The organism is Terrabacter sp. R4-6, assembly GCF_057529065.1.
Genome location: NZ_CP197224.1, coordinates 2,709,415 through 2,725,813, shown reverse-complemented (window position 1 = coordinate 2,725,813; position 16,399 = coordinate 2,709,415). Strand labels below are relative to the sequence as shown.

The 16,399-nt window shown below is 70.9% G+C and carries 20 protein-coding genes; 11 read left to right on the top strand and 9 right to left on the bottom strand.

The genetic code is table 11. The features are described 5' to 3' along the window. Positions 1–109: 109 nt before the first annotated feature. A complete protein-coding gene (locus tag ACSSS0_RS12770; RefSeq protein WP_487228268.1) occupies positions 110–979 on the top strand; it encodes an oxidoreductase in 870 nt (289 codons plus the stop codon). A gap of 13 nt (positions 980–992) precedes the next feature. Here the strand turns inward: ACSSS0_RS12770 and ACSSS0_RS12765 are convergent, their stop codons facing one another. Then, the gene (locus ACSSS0_RS12765; protein ID WP_487228267.1) at positions 993–1,409 is read right to left on the bottom strand and encodes a nitroreductase family deazaflavin-dependent oxidoreductase; all 417 of its coding nucleotides are present in this window, start codon (positions 1,407–1,409) and stop codon (positions 993–995) included. 128 nt (positions 1,410–1,537) lie between these two features. Further along, positions 1,538–1,969: an ester cyclase gene (locus ACSSS0_RS12760; RefSeq protein WP_487228266.1), complete on the bottom strand. Its 432-nt coding sequence runs from the start codon at positions 1,967–1,969 to the stop codon at positions 1,538–1,540. A gap of 273 nt (positions 1,970–2,242) precedes the next feature. Here ACSSS0_RS12760 and ACSSS0_RS12755 point away from each other — a divergent pair, with 273 nt between their 5' ends. Further along, positions 2,243–2,920, top strand: coding sequence for a Type 1 glutamine amidotransferase-like domain-containing protein (locus ACSSS0_RS12755; protein ID WP_487228265.1), 678 nt, complete (start codon positions 2,243–2,245; stop codon positions 2,918–2,920). A 40-nt stretch (positions 2,921–2,960) separates the two neighbouring features. Here ACSSS0_RS12755 and ACSSS0_RS12750 read toward each other — a convergent pair whose 3' ends face one another. After that, entirely contained in the window at positions 2,961–3,554 is a 594-nt protein-coding gene (locus tag ACSSS0_RS12750) for a GNAT family N-acetyltransferase (protein WP_487228264.1), read from the bottom strand. 78 nt (positions 3,555–3,632) lie between these two features. On the opposite strand from ACSSS0_RS12750, the gene ACSSS0_RS12745 reads away from it, so the two are divergent. Continuing rightward, a complete protein-coding gene (locus ACSSS0_RS12745; protein WP_487228263.1) occupies positions 3,633–4,043 on the top strand; it encodes an MmcQ/YjbR family DNA-binding protein in 411 nt (136 codons plus the stop codon). Positions 4,044–4,058: 15 nt separating this feature from the next. Here the strand turns inward: ACSSS0_RS12745 and ACSSS0_RS12740 are convergent, their stop codons facing one another. From ACSSS0_RS12740 to ACSSS0_RS12720, 5 genes are all read right to left on the bottom strand, one after another. After that, positions 4,059–4,619 carry an NYN domain-containing protein gene (locus tag ACSSS0_RS12740; protein ID WP_487228262.1) on the bottom strand — a complete coding sequence of 187 codons (561 nt, stop codon included), beginning with the start codon at positions 4,617–4,619 and terminating at the stop codon, positions 4,059–4,061. 61 nt (positions 4,620–4,680) lie between these two features. Next, entirely contained in the window at positions 4,681–4,881 is a 201-nt protein-coding gene (locus tag ACSSS0_RS12735; RefSeq protein ID WP_487228261.1) for a hypothetical protein, read from the bottom strand. 49 nt (positions 4,882–4,930) lie between these two features. Further along, on the bottom strand, positions 4,931–6,277 hold the full coding sequence (locus tag ACSSS0_RS12730; protein WP_487231205.1) for an alkaline phosphatase family protein: 1,347 nt from the start codon (positions 6,275–6,277) through the stop codon (positions 4,931–4,933). A gap of 297 nt (positions 6,278–6,574) precedes the next feature. Continuing rightward, positions 6,575–7,117, bottom strand: a complete 543-nt coding sequence (locus ACSSS0_RS12725; protein ID WP_487228260.1) for a Clp protease N-terminal domain-containing protein — start codon at positions 7,115–7,117, stop codon at positions 6,575–6,577. Between the two features lie 94 nt (positions 7,118–7,211). Then, positions 7,212–7,424, bottom strand: coding sequence for a helix-turn-helix domain-containing protein (locus tag ACSSS0_RS12720; RefSeq protein ID WP_028785530.1), 213 nt, complete (start codon positions 7,422–7,424; stop codon positions 7,212–7,214). Positions 7,425–7,498: 74 nt separating this feature from the next. Between ACSSS0_RS12720 and ACSSS0_RS12715 the strand changes: the two genes are divergently transcribed. The 5 genes from ACSSS0_RS12715 (at position 7,499) to ACSSS0_RS12695 (ending at position 11,434) form a co-directional block, all read left to right on the top strand. Further along, positions 7,499–8,482 carry a patatin-like phospholipase family protein gene (locus tag ACSSS0_RS12715; RefSeq protein ID WP_487228259.1) on the top strand — a complete coding sequence of 328 codons (984 nt, stop codon included), beginning with the start codon at positions 7,499–7,501 and terminating at the stop codon, positions 8,480–8,482. A gap of 158 nt (positions 8,483–8,640) precedes the next feature. After that, positions 8,641–9,246 carry a dihydrofolate reductase family protein gene (locus ACSSS0_RS12710; protein ID WP_487228258.1) on the top strand — a complete coding sequence of 202 codons (606 nt, stop codon included), beginning with the start codon at positions 8,641–8,643 and terminating at the stop codon, positions 9,244–9,246. Positions 9,247–9,406: 160 nt separating this feature from the next. Beyond that, a complete protein-coding gene (locus ACSSS0_RS12705) occupies positions 9,407–9,811 on the top strand; it encodes a DUF1294 domain-containing protein (RefSeq protein ID WP_487228257.1) in 405 nt (134 codons plus the stop codon). Between the two features lie 108 nt (positions 9,812–9,919). Further along, positions 9,920–10,711 (top strand): Ltp family lipoprotein, encoded by a 792-nt coding sequence (locus tag ACSSS0_RS12700; protein WP_487228256.1) that lies wholly within the window; start codon positions 9,920–9,922, stop codon positions 10,709–10,711. Positions 10,712–10,870: 159 nt separating this feature from the next. Continuing rightward, positions 10,871–11,434, top strand: coding sequence for a DUF6529 family protein (locus ACSSS0_RS12695; RefSeq protein WP_487228255.1), 564 nt, complete (start codon positions 10,871–10,873; stop codon positions 11,432–11,434). 63 nt (positions 11,435–11,497) lie between these two features. Here ACSSS0_RS12695 and ACSSS0_RS12690 read toward each other — a convergent pair whose 3' ends face one another. Next, positions 11,498–12,616, bottom strand: a complete 1,119-nt coding sequence (locus ACSSS0_RS12690) for an ANTAR domain-containing protein (protein WP_487228254.1) — start codon at positions 12,614–12,616, stop codon at positions 11,498–11,500. 218 nt (positions 12,617–12,834) lie between these two features. On the opposite strand from ACSSS0_RS12690, the gene ACSSS0_RS12685 reads away from it, so the two are divergent. The 3 genes from ACSSS0_RS12685 to uvrA all read left to right on the top strand — a co-directional run bounded on the left by ACSSS0_RS12685 (position 12,835) and on the right by uvrA (position 16,399). Next, the gene (locus ACSSS0_RS12685) at positions 12,835–13,278 is read left to right on the top strand and encodes a ferritin-like domain-containing protein (protein ID WP_435987571.1); all 444 of its coding nucleotides are present in this window, start codon (positions 12,835–12,837) and stop codon (positions 13,276–13,278) included. A gap of 113 nt (positions 13,279–13,391) precedes the next feature. Further along, entirely contained in the window at positions 13,392–13,856 is a 465-nt protein-coding gene (locus ACSSS0_RS12680) for a phage tail protein (protein ID WP_487228253.1), read from the top strand. Positions 13,857–13,912: 56 nt separating this feature from the next. Further along, positions 13,913–16,399, top strand: coding sequence for an excinuclease ABC subunit UvrA (gene uvrA, locus ACSSS0_RS12675; protein WP_487228252.1), 2,487 nt, complete (start codon positions 13,913–13,915; stop codon positions 16,397–16,399).

Sequence of the window (16,399 nt, the reverse complement as noted above, 5' to 3'; positions counted from 1 at the left end):
TTGGTGGTGGCGGCGCCCGGGATCCGGAGGCCCGGTGTCGAAGCTTTGGGGGGACGGACAAGCCGCCGGGCTTGCGTTGGAGCGCACTCCAACACCTAGCGTCGATGAAATGACCGACTCCTTCCCCCTGGCAGACCGCACCGTCCGACGCGTGGGCTTCGGCGCCATGCAGCTCCCCGGCCCCGGCGTCATGGGCCCGCCGCGCGACCGCGCCGAGGCGCTGCGCGTGCTGCGCCGCGCCGTCGAGCTCGGCGTCGACCACATCGACACGGCGCAGTTCTACGGACCCGACGTCAGCAACGAGCTGATCCGCGAGGCCCTCCACCCGTATGCCGCCGACCTCGCCCTCGTGTCCAAGGTGGGCGCACGTCGTGACGCGGCCGGCGCCTGGTTGCCCGCGCAGAAGCCGGCAGAGCTGCGGGCCGACGTCGAGGCGAACCTGCGTGCTCTGGGCGTCGACCGCCTGACGGCGGTGAACCTGCGCCGCATGGAGGCCGACGCGCCCGGCGCCGACGAGGTGGCGCTCGAGGACCAGGTGGCCGAGCTGGCCGCCCTGCGCGACGAGGGCAAGATCGCCGGCGTCGGGCTCTCGACGGTGTCGGCTGCGGATCTCGCTGCAGCACAGGCGATCACGGAGATCGTGTGCGTGCAGAACCCGTTCAGCCTCGTCGACCAGACGGACACCGAGGTGCTGGACACGTGCACGGCGGCCGGGATCGCGTATGTGCCGTACTTCCCGCTCGGCTCGGCCTTCCCGCACCTGCCGAAGGTCGTGGACCAGCCTGCGGTGCAGGCGGTCGCTGAGCGCCGTGGCGTGCCAGCAGCGCGGGTCGGCCTGGCCTGGCTGCTCGCCCGCGCCGACAACGTCCTGCTCATCCCGGGCACGTCGTCGGTCGCGCACCTCGAGGAGAACATGGCGGTCGCCGACCTCCAGCTGACCGACGACGACCTGGCCGAGCTGGCGTCGGTCGCTGCCTGACCCCGGCTGGGCGTCAGCGGCGCGTGAGGAGGACGACCGGGATGACCCGGTCGGTCTTCTGCTCGTAGTCGGCGAAGCCCGGGTAGCGGCGCTTCTGCTCCTCCCAGACCGGCTCTCGCCCCTCGGGAGTCATGACCGTCGCGTGCACGTCGATCGTCTCGACTTCGCCGTCCGTGCCCACCTCGATCGCGACGTCGGGGTGGGCCTTGAGGTTGTGGAACCAAGCCGGGTTCACGTCGAGACCGGCGTAGGACGCGAAGACGGCCCAGCCGCCGTCGACGGCCTGGTACATCATCGGGTTGACGCGCGGCTCCCCCGACTTGGCACCGGTGGTGTGGAGCAGGAGCAGCGGCGCACCCTCGAAGTTGCCGCCGACCTTCCCGCCGTTCTCCCGGAACTCGGCAATGACCTTGTCGTTCCACTCACTCATGCCGCTCACGCTACGCCCGCCGGAAGCGACAGCCCCCGAAGCGCCGCCATACCTCGACCCAGGTCGACAGCGCGTCCTTCCGCCGCAGGCCGCCCGGCGTTGCTGGCCTCGAGAGCGTTCTGGGCGGTCTACAGGTCCACGACCTGCATCTGGTTCTTCAAGGCGCCCAGGTCCATGGAGGTCCAGTGCTCGATCAGGAGGCCATCGGCCACGCGGAAGATGTCGATGAACTCGAACTCGACGTGGTTGCCGCTCGGCCTCAACCCCCAGAGCTCGCCGCGGTGCGTTCCGCGCAAGGTCTTCCGCGTGCACACCAGGTCGCCATCGGCGATCTGGTCGTTGATCTGCATGCGCGCGTCCGGCAAGGCAAGCAGCAGCGCGCCGTAGAAGGCCTGGAAGCCACTCGCCGGGCGCTCGGTACTCGGGATGTCCCGCCCTTCGGGCCGGTAGTGGTTCACGAAACCGGGGTGGAACGCCTCGTCCGCGTAGGCCAGATCATGCTGGTCCTGGCAACGTCGGACGAACTCGGACACGACCCGCTTGTTCTCTGTGGTGGACATCGGCATCATCCCCAGTCGGTCAGGGTCCGGCCAATCTACTCGGATGCCGGACCGGCGATCCCGACGTTGATGGGAAGTCGTCCGCCGTGCACGACCGCGAGGCGAACGCGCGTGGTTCCGGAAAGCCGACGACAGGGTCTCCGAGGTGGTCCGACAGCCCAGAACGCAGCGCGAGGGTCCACGTGTGTACGGTGTGAACACACTTCGGCGGTGCCTCACTTCGGGTTGACCAGCCCGTCACTCGGACCGCCAACGACAGATGGAGGAATGGAAATGCGTCTTCTCCTGACCTCTGGCGGCGTGACGAACCAGAGCATCCGCGACGCACTCGTCGAGCTGCTGGGCAAGCCGATCGCCGACTCGAGCGCGCTGTGCATCCCGACCGGCATGTACGGACACCCGTCGGTCGGCCCCGGCGTCAGGGCGTGGGAGTTCATCAGCGGGAACTCGGAGAACCCCATGGTCGATCTGGGCTGGAAGTTCGTCGGCGTTCTCGAGCTGACCGCGCTGCCCAGCATCGACGAAGCGCGCTGGGTACCTCTGCTCCGGGAGACGGATGTGTTGCTGGTGGGGGGCGGCGACGTTCTCTACCTGTCTTACTGGATGCGTGAGTCCGGGCTGACGGACCTGCTCCCGTCGCTGAGCGAGACGGTCTGGGTGGGGCTGAGCGCCGGGAGCATGGTGATGACCCCCGAGGTCGGGGAGGACTTCATCCAGTGGAGACCGCCGACCGGGGACGACAGCACCCTGGGCCTCGTCGACTTCTCGATCTGTCCCCATCTGGCTCCGGACGGCATGCCGGGCAACTCCATGGCCGAGGCGGAGCAGTGGGTGGCAGGCATCTCGCATGCTGCGTACGCCATGGACGACCAGACGGCGATCAAGGTGGCTGATGGCACCGTCGAGGTTGTGTCAGAAGGGAACTGGAAGCATTTCCCTCGTGACCGCTGACGCCACCTCGAGTCAGAGACGGCCCTGACGGAACCGGCCGTCAGGCTGTTGCACCGAGCCGGTGTCGCACGACCCTCCGGCGCAAGGTGGGCGACGCCTCGACCTCGTAGCCGGCGTCGAGGAAGACCTGGAGCAGCCCGACCGACGCCTCGTCCCAGATGACGGTCTTGCCCGGCGGCGGCTCGGTGGGGTAGCCCTCGAGGACGCGAGCGCCGACCTGCCTGCCGTAGTCGACGGTGGCGGCGGCAAGCTCGTACATCAGTCCCTGCCGCCGGAAGCCCGGACGCACGACGAAGCAGGTGACCGACCAGACGCCCTCGAGCTCGGGGTCCATCCGCATCCACGCCTTCTGCCGGGCCCAGATCCTCGGGTAGCTCTCCCGCGGCTCGACCGCGACCCACCCGGCCGGGTCTCCGTCGACGTAGCCGATCAGGCCCGACGTCGGGCCGCTCGTGCCGCAGCCGGCCTGCTCCAGGAGCGCGGCGTCGCGCTCCTGCTGGGTCGTGTCGCGCCAGATCCAGCCCGGCACCTTGAGCGCCTGGCAACGGCACTTGCGGGCGCCGCCGGCGTCGAACACGGCCTCGACCTCCTCGACGGTCGCGTCGTTGGCCGGTCGCCAGCTGAACTCGGGCACACCTCGAGACTAGTGGCGGTGATGGGGACGCGCCCGGACGAGCGACCGCCTGTCGGAAGGCGCTGGCAGACTCGTGGCGTGTCCCGGCCGCCGCGCATCGAGCCCTCCGGCGACGTCGTCGCTCGCATCGGGTCGACGGCGCTGGCACTGCCCGACGCCTACGAGGAGGACGCCTGGACCGGCATACGGTGGCGGGTGCGGAGCAAGACCTTCGCCCACGTCCTCGTGGCTCAGGAGGGCTACACGTCCGCGTACCGCGACGTGACCGGGGTGACCGAGCCGACCACGGTGCTGACCTTCCGCTCCTCCGGCGACGAGCTGTCGGCACTGGCCAACGCGGGGCCGCCGTTCTACCAGCCGCCGTGGTCGCCCACCGTCGTCGGCATGGTGCTCGACGTCGACACCGACTGGGACGAGGTCGCCGAGCTGGTGACCGAGAGCTACCGGTTCTGCGCGCCCCTCACGCTGAGGCGCCGACTGGGCCAGTGACGGCGCACGGCGTGGCTAGAGGAAGTCGGCCGGGTCGAAGTCCTCGATGGCGATGACGCGGATGCGCGGCAGCGACTCCCGGAAGGCCTGCACGTCGTACTCGAGGTCGAAGGTGGCCAGACCCTGGGCCGTCAGCTCGAGGAAGGCGTTGCTGCGGAACTCCTGGAACCCGACGACGCCCACCCGCCGGCCGTCCAGCAGGTCGCCCACCTGGTCGACGAAGTCCCCGTCGTTGCTGACGAGGAGCACGTCCGCCCGGCGTTGACGGATCTCGACGAGTGTCCGCTGGATGGCGATGTCGACGACCTTCTCGCCGGGCGCGCCGGAGAGGGGGACGGGCCGGTAGCCGATGGCCATCAGAGCCTGGACGAACGGCATCGGGAGCTCGTTGTTGGCCGCGAGGAAGAAGAGCCCGGCCGCCGGCTGGTTCCACAGCTCCTGCGCGAACTGCAGCAGCCGCTCCCACCGCGGGCGCTCCTCAGGGCGCGGGCGCCGTCCCAGGATCGAGGTCCCGAGGGTGGCGTCGATGTTCTCCCCGTCGATGAGGACGTACGTGATGCGAGGAGACTCAGCCATGGACGGAGCCTACGTCCCCCGCCGCCCCGGCAACCCCACCGACAGCGACGCGAGCAGCGGCCTAGGGCCGGGGGGCCGTGAGATACGCGATCACCAGGACGCCGAGCGAGACCGCCACCAGCAGTGCACCGATCTGCGTCTCCCTGCCCCGCCGCGCCGAGACGTCGCGCCCGGACCGTCCCGGCCCCGTCTGCGAGGCCCACACGATCATGCCGAGCCCGACCACGAGCAGCAAGCCGATGCCGACCCAGAAGTACGTCATGCCTGACCGGACGCACTCGGCCGGGTCGGGCAGCCCACGGCGGGCCGGCTCAGCACTCGTCCCCGTTCGTCAGCCGCTGCGTGCCTTCCAGTCGCACCGCGTCGAGCAGGTCCTCCTTGAGCCCGAGAGCGCGGATGACGGTCGGCGCGATCTGTCGCAGCGAGACGGGACAGGTGAGGGTGCGGCCGCCCTTGCGACCGGGTTCGATGATGACCAGGGGGACGTGAGTGTCCTCGGCGCTACCGCTTCCGTGGTCGACGAGCTTCGCGTTCGGCGCCGCATAGACGATCCCGGGCGCCGGCTGCACGACGACGTCGGGGATCCGGCTCGCGTTGCCGCCTAGCTGACCGGCGAAGAGCTCGGCAACGGCGGCACCGCTGGTGACGGTGCCGGCCCCCACCGTTGCGGCGTTCGCCTCGAGCACGGTCGCCACGTCGGCCGCACGGGTGCGGTCCGTGAGCCAGATGAGCGCCATCGTGTCCGCCGTCAGCTGAGCGGTCAGCCCGGGCTGGACGCTGTTGATGAGCGGAGCGAAGCCGGACGGGTCGATCCACCGCAGGCTGGAGCGGTCGACCGGGCTGTTGGCGTGCTTGGCGGTCAGGATGATCATCGTGTCGCCCACCAGCCCGTTGGCCTCGACCCGACTCAGCATCCGGCCGACCGCGCCGTCCACGTAGTCGAGCGCCTGCGCGAGCCCGGGGGCGCTCCCGGCGAGGGGTCCGATGGTGGTGACGCTCTGGGGGATCGTGCCGGCGCCGTCGACGTAACCGGAGAACTTCTGCCCGATGTTCGGCGCCTGGAAGTTCATGCCGAAGATGGACGGCACTCCGACGACGGCGGTGCCGTCGTGGTCGAGCCCGTCGATCTCATTGAGCACTGCTCGGACCTTGAGCTCGTCGTTGGCCATGATCTTCGTGATGTCGGCCTTGGCTGCATTGAACTCGGGGCCGTAGAAGTCGTCGACGCCTGTCCCGGAGGGACCGGACAGGATCTCGTAGCTCGGGTGCTTGTCGGCCACTGCCGTGCGCAGCCCTGCCGCGTGGGCCACCTCGTAGATCGTGTTCACCTTGAGGAACCGGTGCGGGTAGACCACGCTGCACCCGTGGTCCGGGTCGCGCGGCAGCTTGGCCGGGTTGATGTCGGCGACGCTGTCGCCCGCGTTGGCGTTGACGTTGATCGTCTGGTTGAACGGAACCAGCGCGCCACGCGTGCTGCAGTCGGAGCCGGCCGGCGAGAGGCTGTTGTCCCAGGACACGTCGTAGTAGACCCCGGTCGACCGCGGTGACCCGCCAGTCGTCATGGCGAGCGTGCCGGGAAACGAGTCGGACGGCGTCTGCCGACGCGTTCGCGTAACGACGTCCCCGTGCCACGACGTCCGCCAGCGCGGAGGTCGGATGCGCCGCGACGTAGTTCGTCAGATCGGCGTCGTGGAACCCGTCGAGGCTGAGCAGCAGCACGTGCTCCACCTTCGGATTCAGCTGTGTCGACGCCGAACCGACCGGGGCCAAGGACACGGCTCCCACCATCGGCGCCGTCACCAGTACGGCCACTCGCCACCCTCTCGTGCGCACGGCGCCCCCTAAGGGCCGAAGACTTTCCGACGTAAAGACGTTAGCCCCGGAATGGCCCGGTCTGACACCGTTTCGCACACATCCCTGCCCGCGGCCAGCGCGGCCAGCGCGGCCGGCGCGGATCAGCCGGCGCGGCGGCCGTGGTCCACGAGGTCGGCGCGCACGGCCAGCGGGTCGGCGCCGATGGACCGCAGGAGCAGGGTGACCCCCTCGTCGTCGGCACGCAGCAGACCGAGGGCGATGTGTTCGGTGCGGATCTCGCGGTCACCGGCGCGGATCGCCTCACGCAGTGACAGCTCGAGCACCTTCTTCGAGCCGCGTCCGAACCGCATGCGCCCACCCCACCCGAACCGTCCTCGGGCCGCTCGTGCGTCATCGTCATCGACTGCACCCGAGGGTTCGGCGCGGCCCGCGTCCTGGGTCGCTCCCGTGACCGGCTCGTCGAACGCCCCGTGGCCGAAGTGACGCTCGGCTGCCTCACGGATGGAGTCGAGATCGATGCCGAGGGATCGCAGCGCTGCGGCGTCCTCCTCGCCCAGCGGAACCCACTGCGAGGGTGGCGCCACACCAAGGCACTCGGCGACGGCCTGCGTCGTCAGGCCGTGGGCGGCGAGGACGTCTGCGGCCCCGCCGCCCTCCTCGGTCAGCGCGAGGAGGAGATGCACCGGGCGCACCTCCTCGACTCCGAGGTCGCGACAGCGGGCCCGCGTCGAAACCACCACGGTGCGCGCATCCTGGGCGAAGCGTTCGAACACGGGTCTACCTCCGGGCGTGCTTGCGGTGGACGGTCTGCTTCGAGACACCGAGCGCGTCGGCGATCTCCTGCCATGACCAGCCCTTGCCCCGGGCGTTGCGCACGTGCAGGGCCTCGAGCTGGTCGAGCAGCCGACCCAGCGCGGCAACGGCCCGCAGCCCGACCCTCGGGTCGGAGCTGTCGAGGTCGCCTGCAAGGTCCGTGGCGGTCCTGGTCATGACCGTCAGCATATGCTGACGACCATCGGACGTCAACACATGCTGACGATGGATGGATTCCCTACCGTGGTCCCATGACGATGCCCCCCACACCTCCCTCCTCGACGCCACCAGACCCATGGCACGGGAACTGGCCGATCGCCCAGCAGGCCCACGCCCCAAGCCAGCCCGCTCACCCCGACCAGCTTGCCCTCGTGCTGGCGGGCGCCGGAGCCGCCGGCAACGCGTGGGAGCTCGGCCTCATCGCCGGTCTCTGCGACGCCGGCGTCGACCTCACCGGGGCCGACCTCGTCGTCGGGACCTCGGCCGGGTCGACCGTCGCTGCCCAGATCACCGGCAGCACACACCCCACGGAGTTGTATGCCGCCGTCCTCGCTGAGGTGCCACGGCCTCCGTCCCCCGGTGGCGCGGCCCACCGACGAGGCGCACCGAACGTCTCGGGCCCGAACTACCTGGCGTGGTCGGACACGATCATCGCGACGTCGGAGAACGCATACGACATGCGTCGCCGGATGGGCGCGGCCGCGCTGGAGCGGGAGGCGGCCAACCCGTCCGACCCGACACGATGGCGCGACGTCGTCGCAGCCCGGCTCCCGCACCACGACTGGCCGCGCCAGCACCTGCTCATCGCCGCCGTCGATGCGGACACCGGGGAGCCCGTCGTCTTCGACCGGGACAGCGGTGTCGACCTCGTGGACGCCGTCGCCGCCAGCACCTCGGCGATGACGCCGTATCGGATCGGCGAGCACCGCTACCTCAACGGCGGCTACCGACGCAGCGAGAACGCCGATCTGGCCGCCGGCTTCGGGCGGGTCATCGTGCTGTCCCCCTTCAGCGGCCGGACGCGCATGCCGCCCCAGTGGGGCATGGACCTGGCCAGCCAGGTCGCGGAGCTGAGGGCGGGCGGGAGCAGGGTCGAGACCGTCTTTCCGGACAGCCGCGCGGGGGACGTCTTCGGCGCCAAGGCGCTCGACCCGTCGACGCGTCTGCCTGCTGCGCGAGGCGGCTACGACCAGGGCCTCGACCTCGCGGAGCAGCTGGGCGAGTTCTGGGGCTGATCCCGGCGTAGACGACACCCGGGTCCTGGGTCACCTCGCGGGGACAGACCGAGCGCCGCCGCAGAAAGTTCGCAGATCGCTGTCCGACCGAGGCGGTGCTGTTCGTTGCCAGCGTGAGAGCAGGTCACAGGCACCCACTGTGGAGAGGAACCACCACCATGTCCGACGTTGTCGCCATCATGTCCATGTCGCTCGACGGATTCGTCGCCGGTCCCGACGACGACGTGATGCAGGTCTTCGACTGGTACTTCGCCTCCGGTGACGTCGAGTTCAGCACCGGAGGCTCGGACCCCATGACGTTCAAGGTGTCCGAGCCGAGCGCCCGGTACCTCCGCGAGCTCACCCCCCGGCTCGGGGCCGTCCTCACCGGACGTCGCACCTTCGAGGTCGCCCAGGGCTGGGGTGGCAACCACGCGTGGGGCCCTGCCTTCGTCGTCACGCACGACGTCCCGGACGGGTGGCCCCGGCCCGACTCGACCGTCCACTTCGTGACGGACGGCATCGAGAGCGCCGTGCGCCAGGCCAAGGACGCCGCCGGCGCGAAGACCGTCGGCGTCCACGGCGCCGACACGATCCAGCAGCTGCTCAACGCCGGGCTGGTCGACTACCTCCAGATCGACGTCGCCGCAGTGCTGCTCGGCTCCGGGGTGCGACTCTTCGACCACCTCGCGACGACGCCGGCCGTCCTCGGCGACCCGACCGTCATCGCCGGCGTCGGGGTGACGCACCTGCGCTACCCGGTGCGCCCGATGCAGTCCGCCTGAGGACGCGCGCCCCGGATCGGCCGCGTCGCCGACCCGAACGGCGTTCGCGAATCCTCGCCACGGACGGCGGGGCGGGACGCATAATGCCGGTCAGGACGACTCGCTCCCCCTCGAGCCAGGCTGTCCAGCCTGACGATCCACGAGCCGAGGAGCCGAAGCGATGCCTGCAGACAACCACGCCGCACACCGGCGTGGGCGCCGTCGAGCGCGCGGCAGCCTGCTGGCAGTCGCCGTCGACCTCCTCTTCTTCGGCCTCCTGGGGTTCCTCGTGGTGCGGGGCATCCTTCCTGTCTGGCTGCCGGCCGGCTACCTCCTGCTCAGCGGTGTCGCGTTCGCGATGTACCGCGCGGACAAGTCCGCGGCCTCGATCAGTGGTAGACGACGTACGCCGGAGTCCACGCTGCACACGATCGACCTCCTGGGAGGCTGGCCGGGGGCGCTCGTCGCGCGACACGTCTTCCGGCACAAGACGATCAAGCAGCCCTTCCGAACCGTCTTCTGGCTCACCGTCCTCGCGAACGGCGCGGCCCTCACCTGGCTCGTGCACGAGCTGTCGTCCGTCTAGAGCCGGACCGGCCGCTTCCCCACCGACATCTGCGAAACCGGGACACGACCGGCAATGAGCCGGACACTTCCCTAGCAGTTTCAGGGACCCCACAGGGAAGAGCCATCCATGAGCGACAACAGCTACCAGTACCCCACGCCCGAGAGAGTGCCGACCGCGCCGTTGACGTGGGCACCTCCGCAGGGCGCTCCGCTCACGGAGTCGGGCGGGAGGACGAAGCCGAAGATGGGCAAGGGCAAGAAGGCCGGCCTGTGGGCTGGTGGCCTCGTCGTGGCTCTCATCGCCATCGGCGCGACCGGTGGCGATCCCAAGACCTCTCCGACCGCCGCCACCGCGGCGAGCGTGACGACGACGGGCGCCGCCACGACTCCCGTGTCCTCACCGACCGCCACGGTCGACACGGCAGCGGCGGACAAGGCAGCCGCGGACAAGGCAGCCGCCGACAAGGCAGCCGCGGACAAGGCAGCCGCCGACAAGGCCGCCGCCGCGAAGGCCGCCGCCGCGAAGGCCGCCGCCGCCAAGATCGCTGCCGCCAAGGCCGCCGCCGCGAAGGTCGCTGCCGCCAAGGCCGCTGCAGCGAAGGCAGCGGCTGAGGAAGTTGCCAACGCCATGACCGTGTCGCAGGAGCAGGCCGTCGCCAGGGCCGAGTCCTACCTCGAGCTCACGGCGTTCTCACGCAAGGGTCTGATCGAGCAGCTGCGGTTCGAGCAGTTCTCCAAGACCGACGCGACGTTCGCCGTCGACCACATCACGGTGAACTGGAAGGAGCAGGCCGCCAAGAAGGCCGAGTCCTACCTCGACCTGACGCCGTTCTCCCGCGGAGGCCTCATCTCGCAGCTGAAGTTCGAGGGCTTCACCACCGCTCAGGCCACCTACGGCGTCACCGCCGTCGGCCTCTGAGCGATTTCGCCGACGCAACCCGTCTCGGCGTGGGGCCGGTCAGCCCGCACGGACTGACCGGCCCCGTGCACGTCCGGCCTGCCCGGCGCGCTTCAGGCGCCGGGCTCGGTCTTGAGCCGTTCCTCCCCCGGACGGGCCGGGCAGGGGGATCCTGAACCCATGGCTGACAGCACGCCTGCGAAGAGCCTGGCGATCCCGTTGACGGCGTTCGCCGCGGGCGCCGTCGTCGCTCTGCTCGTCGGGGTCTTCGGCAAGGTCCACGACCCGACGCTCGCCGGCACGACGACGTTCGGCTTCCGCACGGTGATCGACATGAAGGTCGTGCTCTCCATGGTGGTCGGGGTGCTCGCGCTGCTCCAGCTCGTCGGTGCCCTCTGGCTCTACGCCAGGCTCGGCATCGAAGCGCCGCCATGGCTCGGCACGGCCCACCGCATCTGCGGCGCGATCGCGGTCGTGCTCGTCGTCGTCGTCGCCTACCACTGCCTCTGGGCCCTCGGCCTCGAGTCCGGGACGCTGCGTGACGGGCAACCCGTGTCCACCCGCACGGTCGTGCACGGCATCCTCGGGTGCGCCGTCATCGGTGCCGTCGTCGTCAAGGTCGTCGCCGTTCGGTCCAGGCGCGCGCCCGGCTGGTTCCTTCCCGTCGCCGGCGGTCTGCTCTTCGCGTTGCTCATCGGCACCGTGCTGACGTCGGCGATCTGGTACGTCGCGGCCCGCGGCTGACCTGGCTCGCGCGGCTGCGGCTGACCGCTCAGCCGTGATCGTCACCCGTTCTGTCCCGGACGGTCAGGCCCGGCCTGCCTCGCCGGCTCGTCCAGAGGGTCGGGACGCACCCGAGTCCGCCCGCAGAGCGTCGCTGCTGTCGAACTCGCCCGTCTGCGCGACGGTCACGGCCACCGACCGGAGCTTCTCGTTCAGCCGCTGGGACGCCCGTCGCAGGGCGTCGAACGCATCCTCCGGGGTGAGCTTCAGCCGCTCCATGAGGATCCCCTTGGCCTGGCCGATGACGTCCCTGGACACGAGTGCCTGGTTCAGCCCCTCGGCCAGATCCTCGAGCTTGCGACGTTCGTGGGCTGCTCCCGCCGCGAGCCCGGCGTGCGCAGCCAGGATGAGCCCGATGTTCCGCGCGTCGTCGCTGAACGCATCCGGCTCGGACCCGTAGGTGTTCAGCGACCCCCCGGCGCCCTCGGCCCACAGTCTCGGCGCGGCGAGGCGATAGGAGGCGGCGGACTCGGCGCCGTGGTCGACCGGGCGTGACGCCAGCGTCGGCCACCGGGTGTCAGGGAAGGCCCGCGCATACACGACGGCTTCGTCCACCGCGTCCAGGCAGGGTCCCTCGCGTGCCTCGTACTGCGCCTCGTCGACGTCCGAGGCAGCCGAGGCGGTGGTCGCTGCGGTCCGGAACCTCCCGCCCTCCTTGAGCGTGACGCTGGCCATCTGGCAGCCCTCGACGGTGCTCACCGCGGCCTGGGCGATCCGCGACAGGACCTCGTCGAACGAGTCGGCGGCGTAGAGGTGCTCGGCGACCTCGGCGAACGCCGCGGCCAGCTTGGTCGTCGGCGTGGCAGCGAGCCGTCGCGCAGCAGCCTCGTCCCGGTCGATCTTGGCGGCATCGCGTGAGGCGGCCATCTCCAAGCGGTCCTGGCGCGCCCGTGCTTGGCCGGAGCGGTCGGCAGGCCGGGAGGCAGCCGACTCGACACTGTCACCGGTGGATCCGAGCTCGACCGCGCGGGCGTCCAGCTGTCGTTCCCGTTCGTCCAGCCGAGCCTGTCGCGCGTCCGCGATGGCATCCCTCGCGTCCGCGGCGGCGTCGCGCTCGGCCGCCAGCTCGTCACGTCGGTCGGCGACGAAGTCGCGCTTCTCGGCAGCCCAGTCGCGCTCGTCCTCGACCGGTTCCGATGTCATCGCGATGCCTCCTCCCGGACGCCGGATGCTGCAGCGACTCTACGCGTCGGGGCGTGCCGCTCAGGTGGCTATGCACGAGGTGCCGAACGCGAGCGGCAGCTCGTCGTGCAACCGGCGCTGGTGTGGGCCAGACCTGCCCGTGATGGGGCCGGGACGGTTGGGCCGGGACGCCGCCGGGTAGGACCCGAAGGACCAGCAACCTGATCGAAGGAGTGCACATGTCGGATGACGAGAAGGTCGCCAAGGACCTCGTGGAGACGCTGAAGGACGGCGAGCGCGGCTTCGCGTCGGCCGCCGAGAAGCTGCGTGACAGCGACCGCGCCGAGTGGGCGACCACCCTGCAGCGGCTGTCCGAGCAGCGCGCCGGCTTCCGCCGCGAGATCGTCGAGATGGGCCACGAGTACGGCGACGACGTCGACGAGAGCGGCTCGGTCGCAGCATCCCTGCACCGCGGCTGGATCTCGCTCAAGGACGCCCTGACCGGCGACGACGCCGGCAGCGTCCTCGGCGCCGCCGTGACCGGCGAGGACCACGCGGTCTCCGAGTACGAGAAGGCCGAGAAGGCCGACCTCAGCGCCGGCTTCCGCGCCGTCGTCGCTCGCCAGCACGCTGCGATCGTCGCTGCGCGCGACGAGGTCAAGGCCCTGCACGTCGTCGACTGACCGACGCCGCGAGCTCGACCTGGCCCCTCCACCGGACCCCGTCCCGTGGAGGGGCCATCGCGTGGGGCGCCGCCGATACCCTGACGAGGAAGGCCTGACCCAGGAGGTGTGCCGTGTCGTACGTCGTCGACTTCGTGGACGTGTCGACCGAGGGGCTCGAGAGCTCCCCCGTCGCGGAAGCGCTGGCGGGCCTCCGGGCCAACGAGGCGCGCTACTACAAGAACAAGTACGACCACGTCTTCACCGTCGAACCCGCGGCAGAGGCGAGCGAGGTCGTCGACCACGTGCACCGCATCCTCGCGGAGGAGCGCGACCTCGTCATCGGCTCACGGCCGCTCGAGGCCACGACGTTCGAGGTCGACGGTCTGAGAATGGCGTACGTCTTCTACGAGTCCGGCCTGTCCGTCAACGTCATGTACGCGCTCGACCCGGCCGGTAAACGCGCCGTCGGCTTCAAGCTCTCGGACGGCATGGAGGTCCCCGAGGAGCTCGCGTCCCGCTTCACGTTCGCCCGCCAGAAGTCGAAGCTGGCCGGGACGATCCGCGGCTCCTACTTCGTCATCAAGGGCGAGTACTGACCCGGCCGACCACGGCCGATGGTGCCCGACCGCACCCGAGCGACTAGACAGGTCACGTGCACCTCGACCCGACCGACCACTTCGTCCACGTCCGCGGAGCCAGCGAGCACAACCTCAAGACCGTCGACGTCGACCTGCCGCGCGATGCCATGGTCGCCTTCACCGGCGTCTCCGGGTCCGGCAAGTCCTCGCTGGCCTTCGGCACGCTCTACGCCGAGGCGCAGCGCCGCTACTTCGAGTCGGTCGCCCCCTACGCCCGCCGGCTGCTCCAGCAGGTCGGCGCCCCGCACGTCCAGGAGATCACCGGCCTCCCGCCGGCCGTCGCGCTCCAGCAGCGGCGCGGCGCCCCGAGCTCGCGCTCGACCGTAGGCACGCTGACGACCCTCTCGAACCTCGTGCGGATGCTCTACTCCCGCGCCGGCACCTACCCCGACGGCGCCTCGCGGCTCGAGGCCGAGGCCTTCTCCCCCAACACCGCTGCCGGAGCGTGCCCCGAGTGCCACGGGCTGGGCGAGGCGCACGACGTGGCCGAGGACCTCCTCGTCCCCGACACCTCGCTCAGCCTCCGCGACGGGGCCATCGCGGCGTGGCCGGGCGCCTGGCAGGGCAAGAACCTCGTCCGCGTCACCCGGACCCTCGGCATCGACGTCGACGTGCCGTGGCGCGACCTCCCCCGCAAGGACCGCGACTGGCTGCTCTACACCGACGAGCAGCCACGGGTGCTCATCGACCGACGCGGTGAGGCCGACGACACGACCGGCCGCGACTACCACGGCACCTTCTGGAGCGCCCGCAAGCACATCCGTCACACGCTGGCCGACACGAAGAGCCAGATGATGCGCGACAAGGCGCTGCGCTTCGTCCGCAGCGTTCGGTGCCCCGCCTGCCACGGCACGGGGCTGCGGGAGGACGCCCTCGCGGTGACCTTCCGAGGACTCGACATCGCGCACACCAACGCGTTGTCGTTCACCGACCTCGCGGCGCTGCTGCGCCCCGTGGCCGAGCTGACCGAGGCCGGCGCCGCGACGTCGTCCGCCGCGTCCGGCGAGGCCACCGAGGTCGCCGTGCGCCTCTGCACCGACCTCGTGGCGCGCGTCCAGGTGCTGCTCGACCTCGGGCTCGGCTACCTCTCGCTCGGGCGCAGCTCGACGACGCTCTCGCCGGGAGAGGCGCAGCGCCTGCGCATCGCGTCCCAGCTGCGCTCGGGGCTCTTCGGGGTCGTCTACGTCCTCGACGAGCCGTCCGCGGGGCTGCACCCGGCCGACGCCGCGCCGCTGCTCGAGGTGCTCGACGCGCTGAAGCGGTCGGGCAACTCGCTCTTCGTCGTCGAGCACGACCTCGACATCGTCCGCCGCGCCGACTGGGTCGTCGACATCGGCCCGGGCGCCGGCGAGCAGGGCGGCCACGTGCTCTACTCCGGACCCGTCGACGGCCTCGAGCACGTCGAGGCCTCGGTCACCGGGCACCATCTCTTCGGCCGAGCCGAGCGGCCCCCGCGCCCCCGGCGTTCGCCCCAGGGGTGGCTGCACCTGCGCGGCATCAGCCGGCACAACCTCGACGACCTCTCCGTCGACGTGCCCCTCTGCGTCCTGACGGCCGTCACCGGCGTCTCCGGGTCGGGCAAGTCGACGCTCGTGACCCAGGTGCTCTCCGAGCTCGTCCGCCGCCACCTCGGCCAGAGCCCCGACGACCCCGAGGAGACCGAGCTCGAGATCGACGTCGACGACGCCACCGGCCTCGAGTCGTTCGACCGGCTCGTCCGCGTCGACCAGCGCCCCATCGGCCGCACCCCGCGCTCCAACCTCGCTACCTACACCGGCCTCTTCGACGCCGTGCGCAAGCTGTATGCCGCCACCCCCGAGGCGCGCGAGCGCGGCTACGGCGCGGGCCGATTCTCCTTCAACGTCGCCGAGGGACGCTGCGAGACGTGCCAGGGCGAGGGGTTCGTCTCCGTCGAGCTCCTCTTCCTGCCCGGGACGTATGCGCCGTGCCCGACCTGCCACGGCGCGCGCTACAACGCCGAGACCCTCGAGATCACCTACCGCGGCAAGAACGTCGCCGACGTGCTGGCCCTCTCCGTCGACGAGGCCGCCGACTTCCTCGCGGAGGTGCCGGCCGCCGCGCGCAGCCTCACGACGCTGCGCGAGGTCGGGCTCGGCTACCTGCGTCTCGGTCAGCCCGCCACCGAGCTGAGCGGAGGGGAGGCCCAGCGGATCAAGCTGGCGACCGAGCTGCAGCGAGCCCGGCGCGGGCACGCCCTCTACCTGCTCGACGAGCCCACGGCCGGGCTGCACCCGGCCGACATCGCCCTGCTGCTGCGTCAGCTCCACCGCCTGGTCGACGCCGGCAACACCGTCGTGCTCGTCGAGCACGACCTCGGCACGATCATCAGTGCCGACTGGGTCATCGACCTCGGCCCGGGAGGTGGGGACGCAGGAGGCCGTGTCGTCGCGACCGGCACGGCTGAGGAGGTCGCCGCTGCCGAGGGGAGCGCGACGGCACCCTACCTCGCCGCCCATCTAGCCTTGGGCGCAGATCAGTAG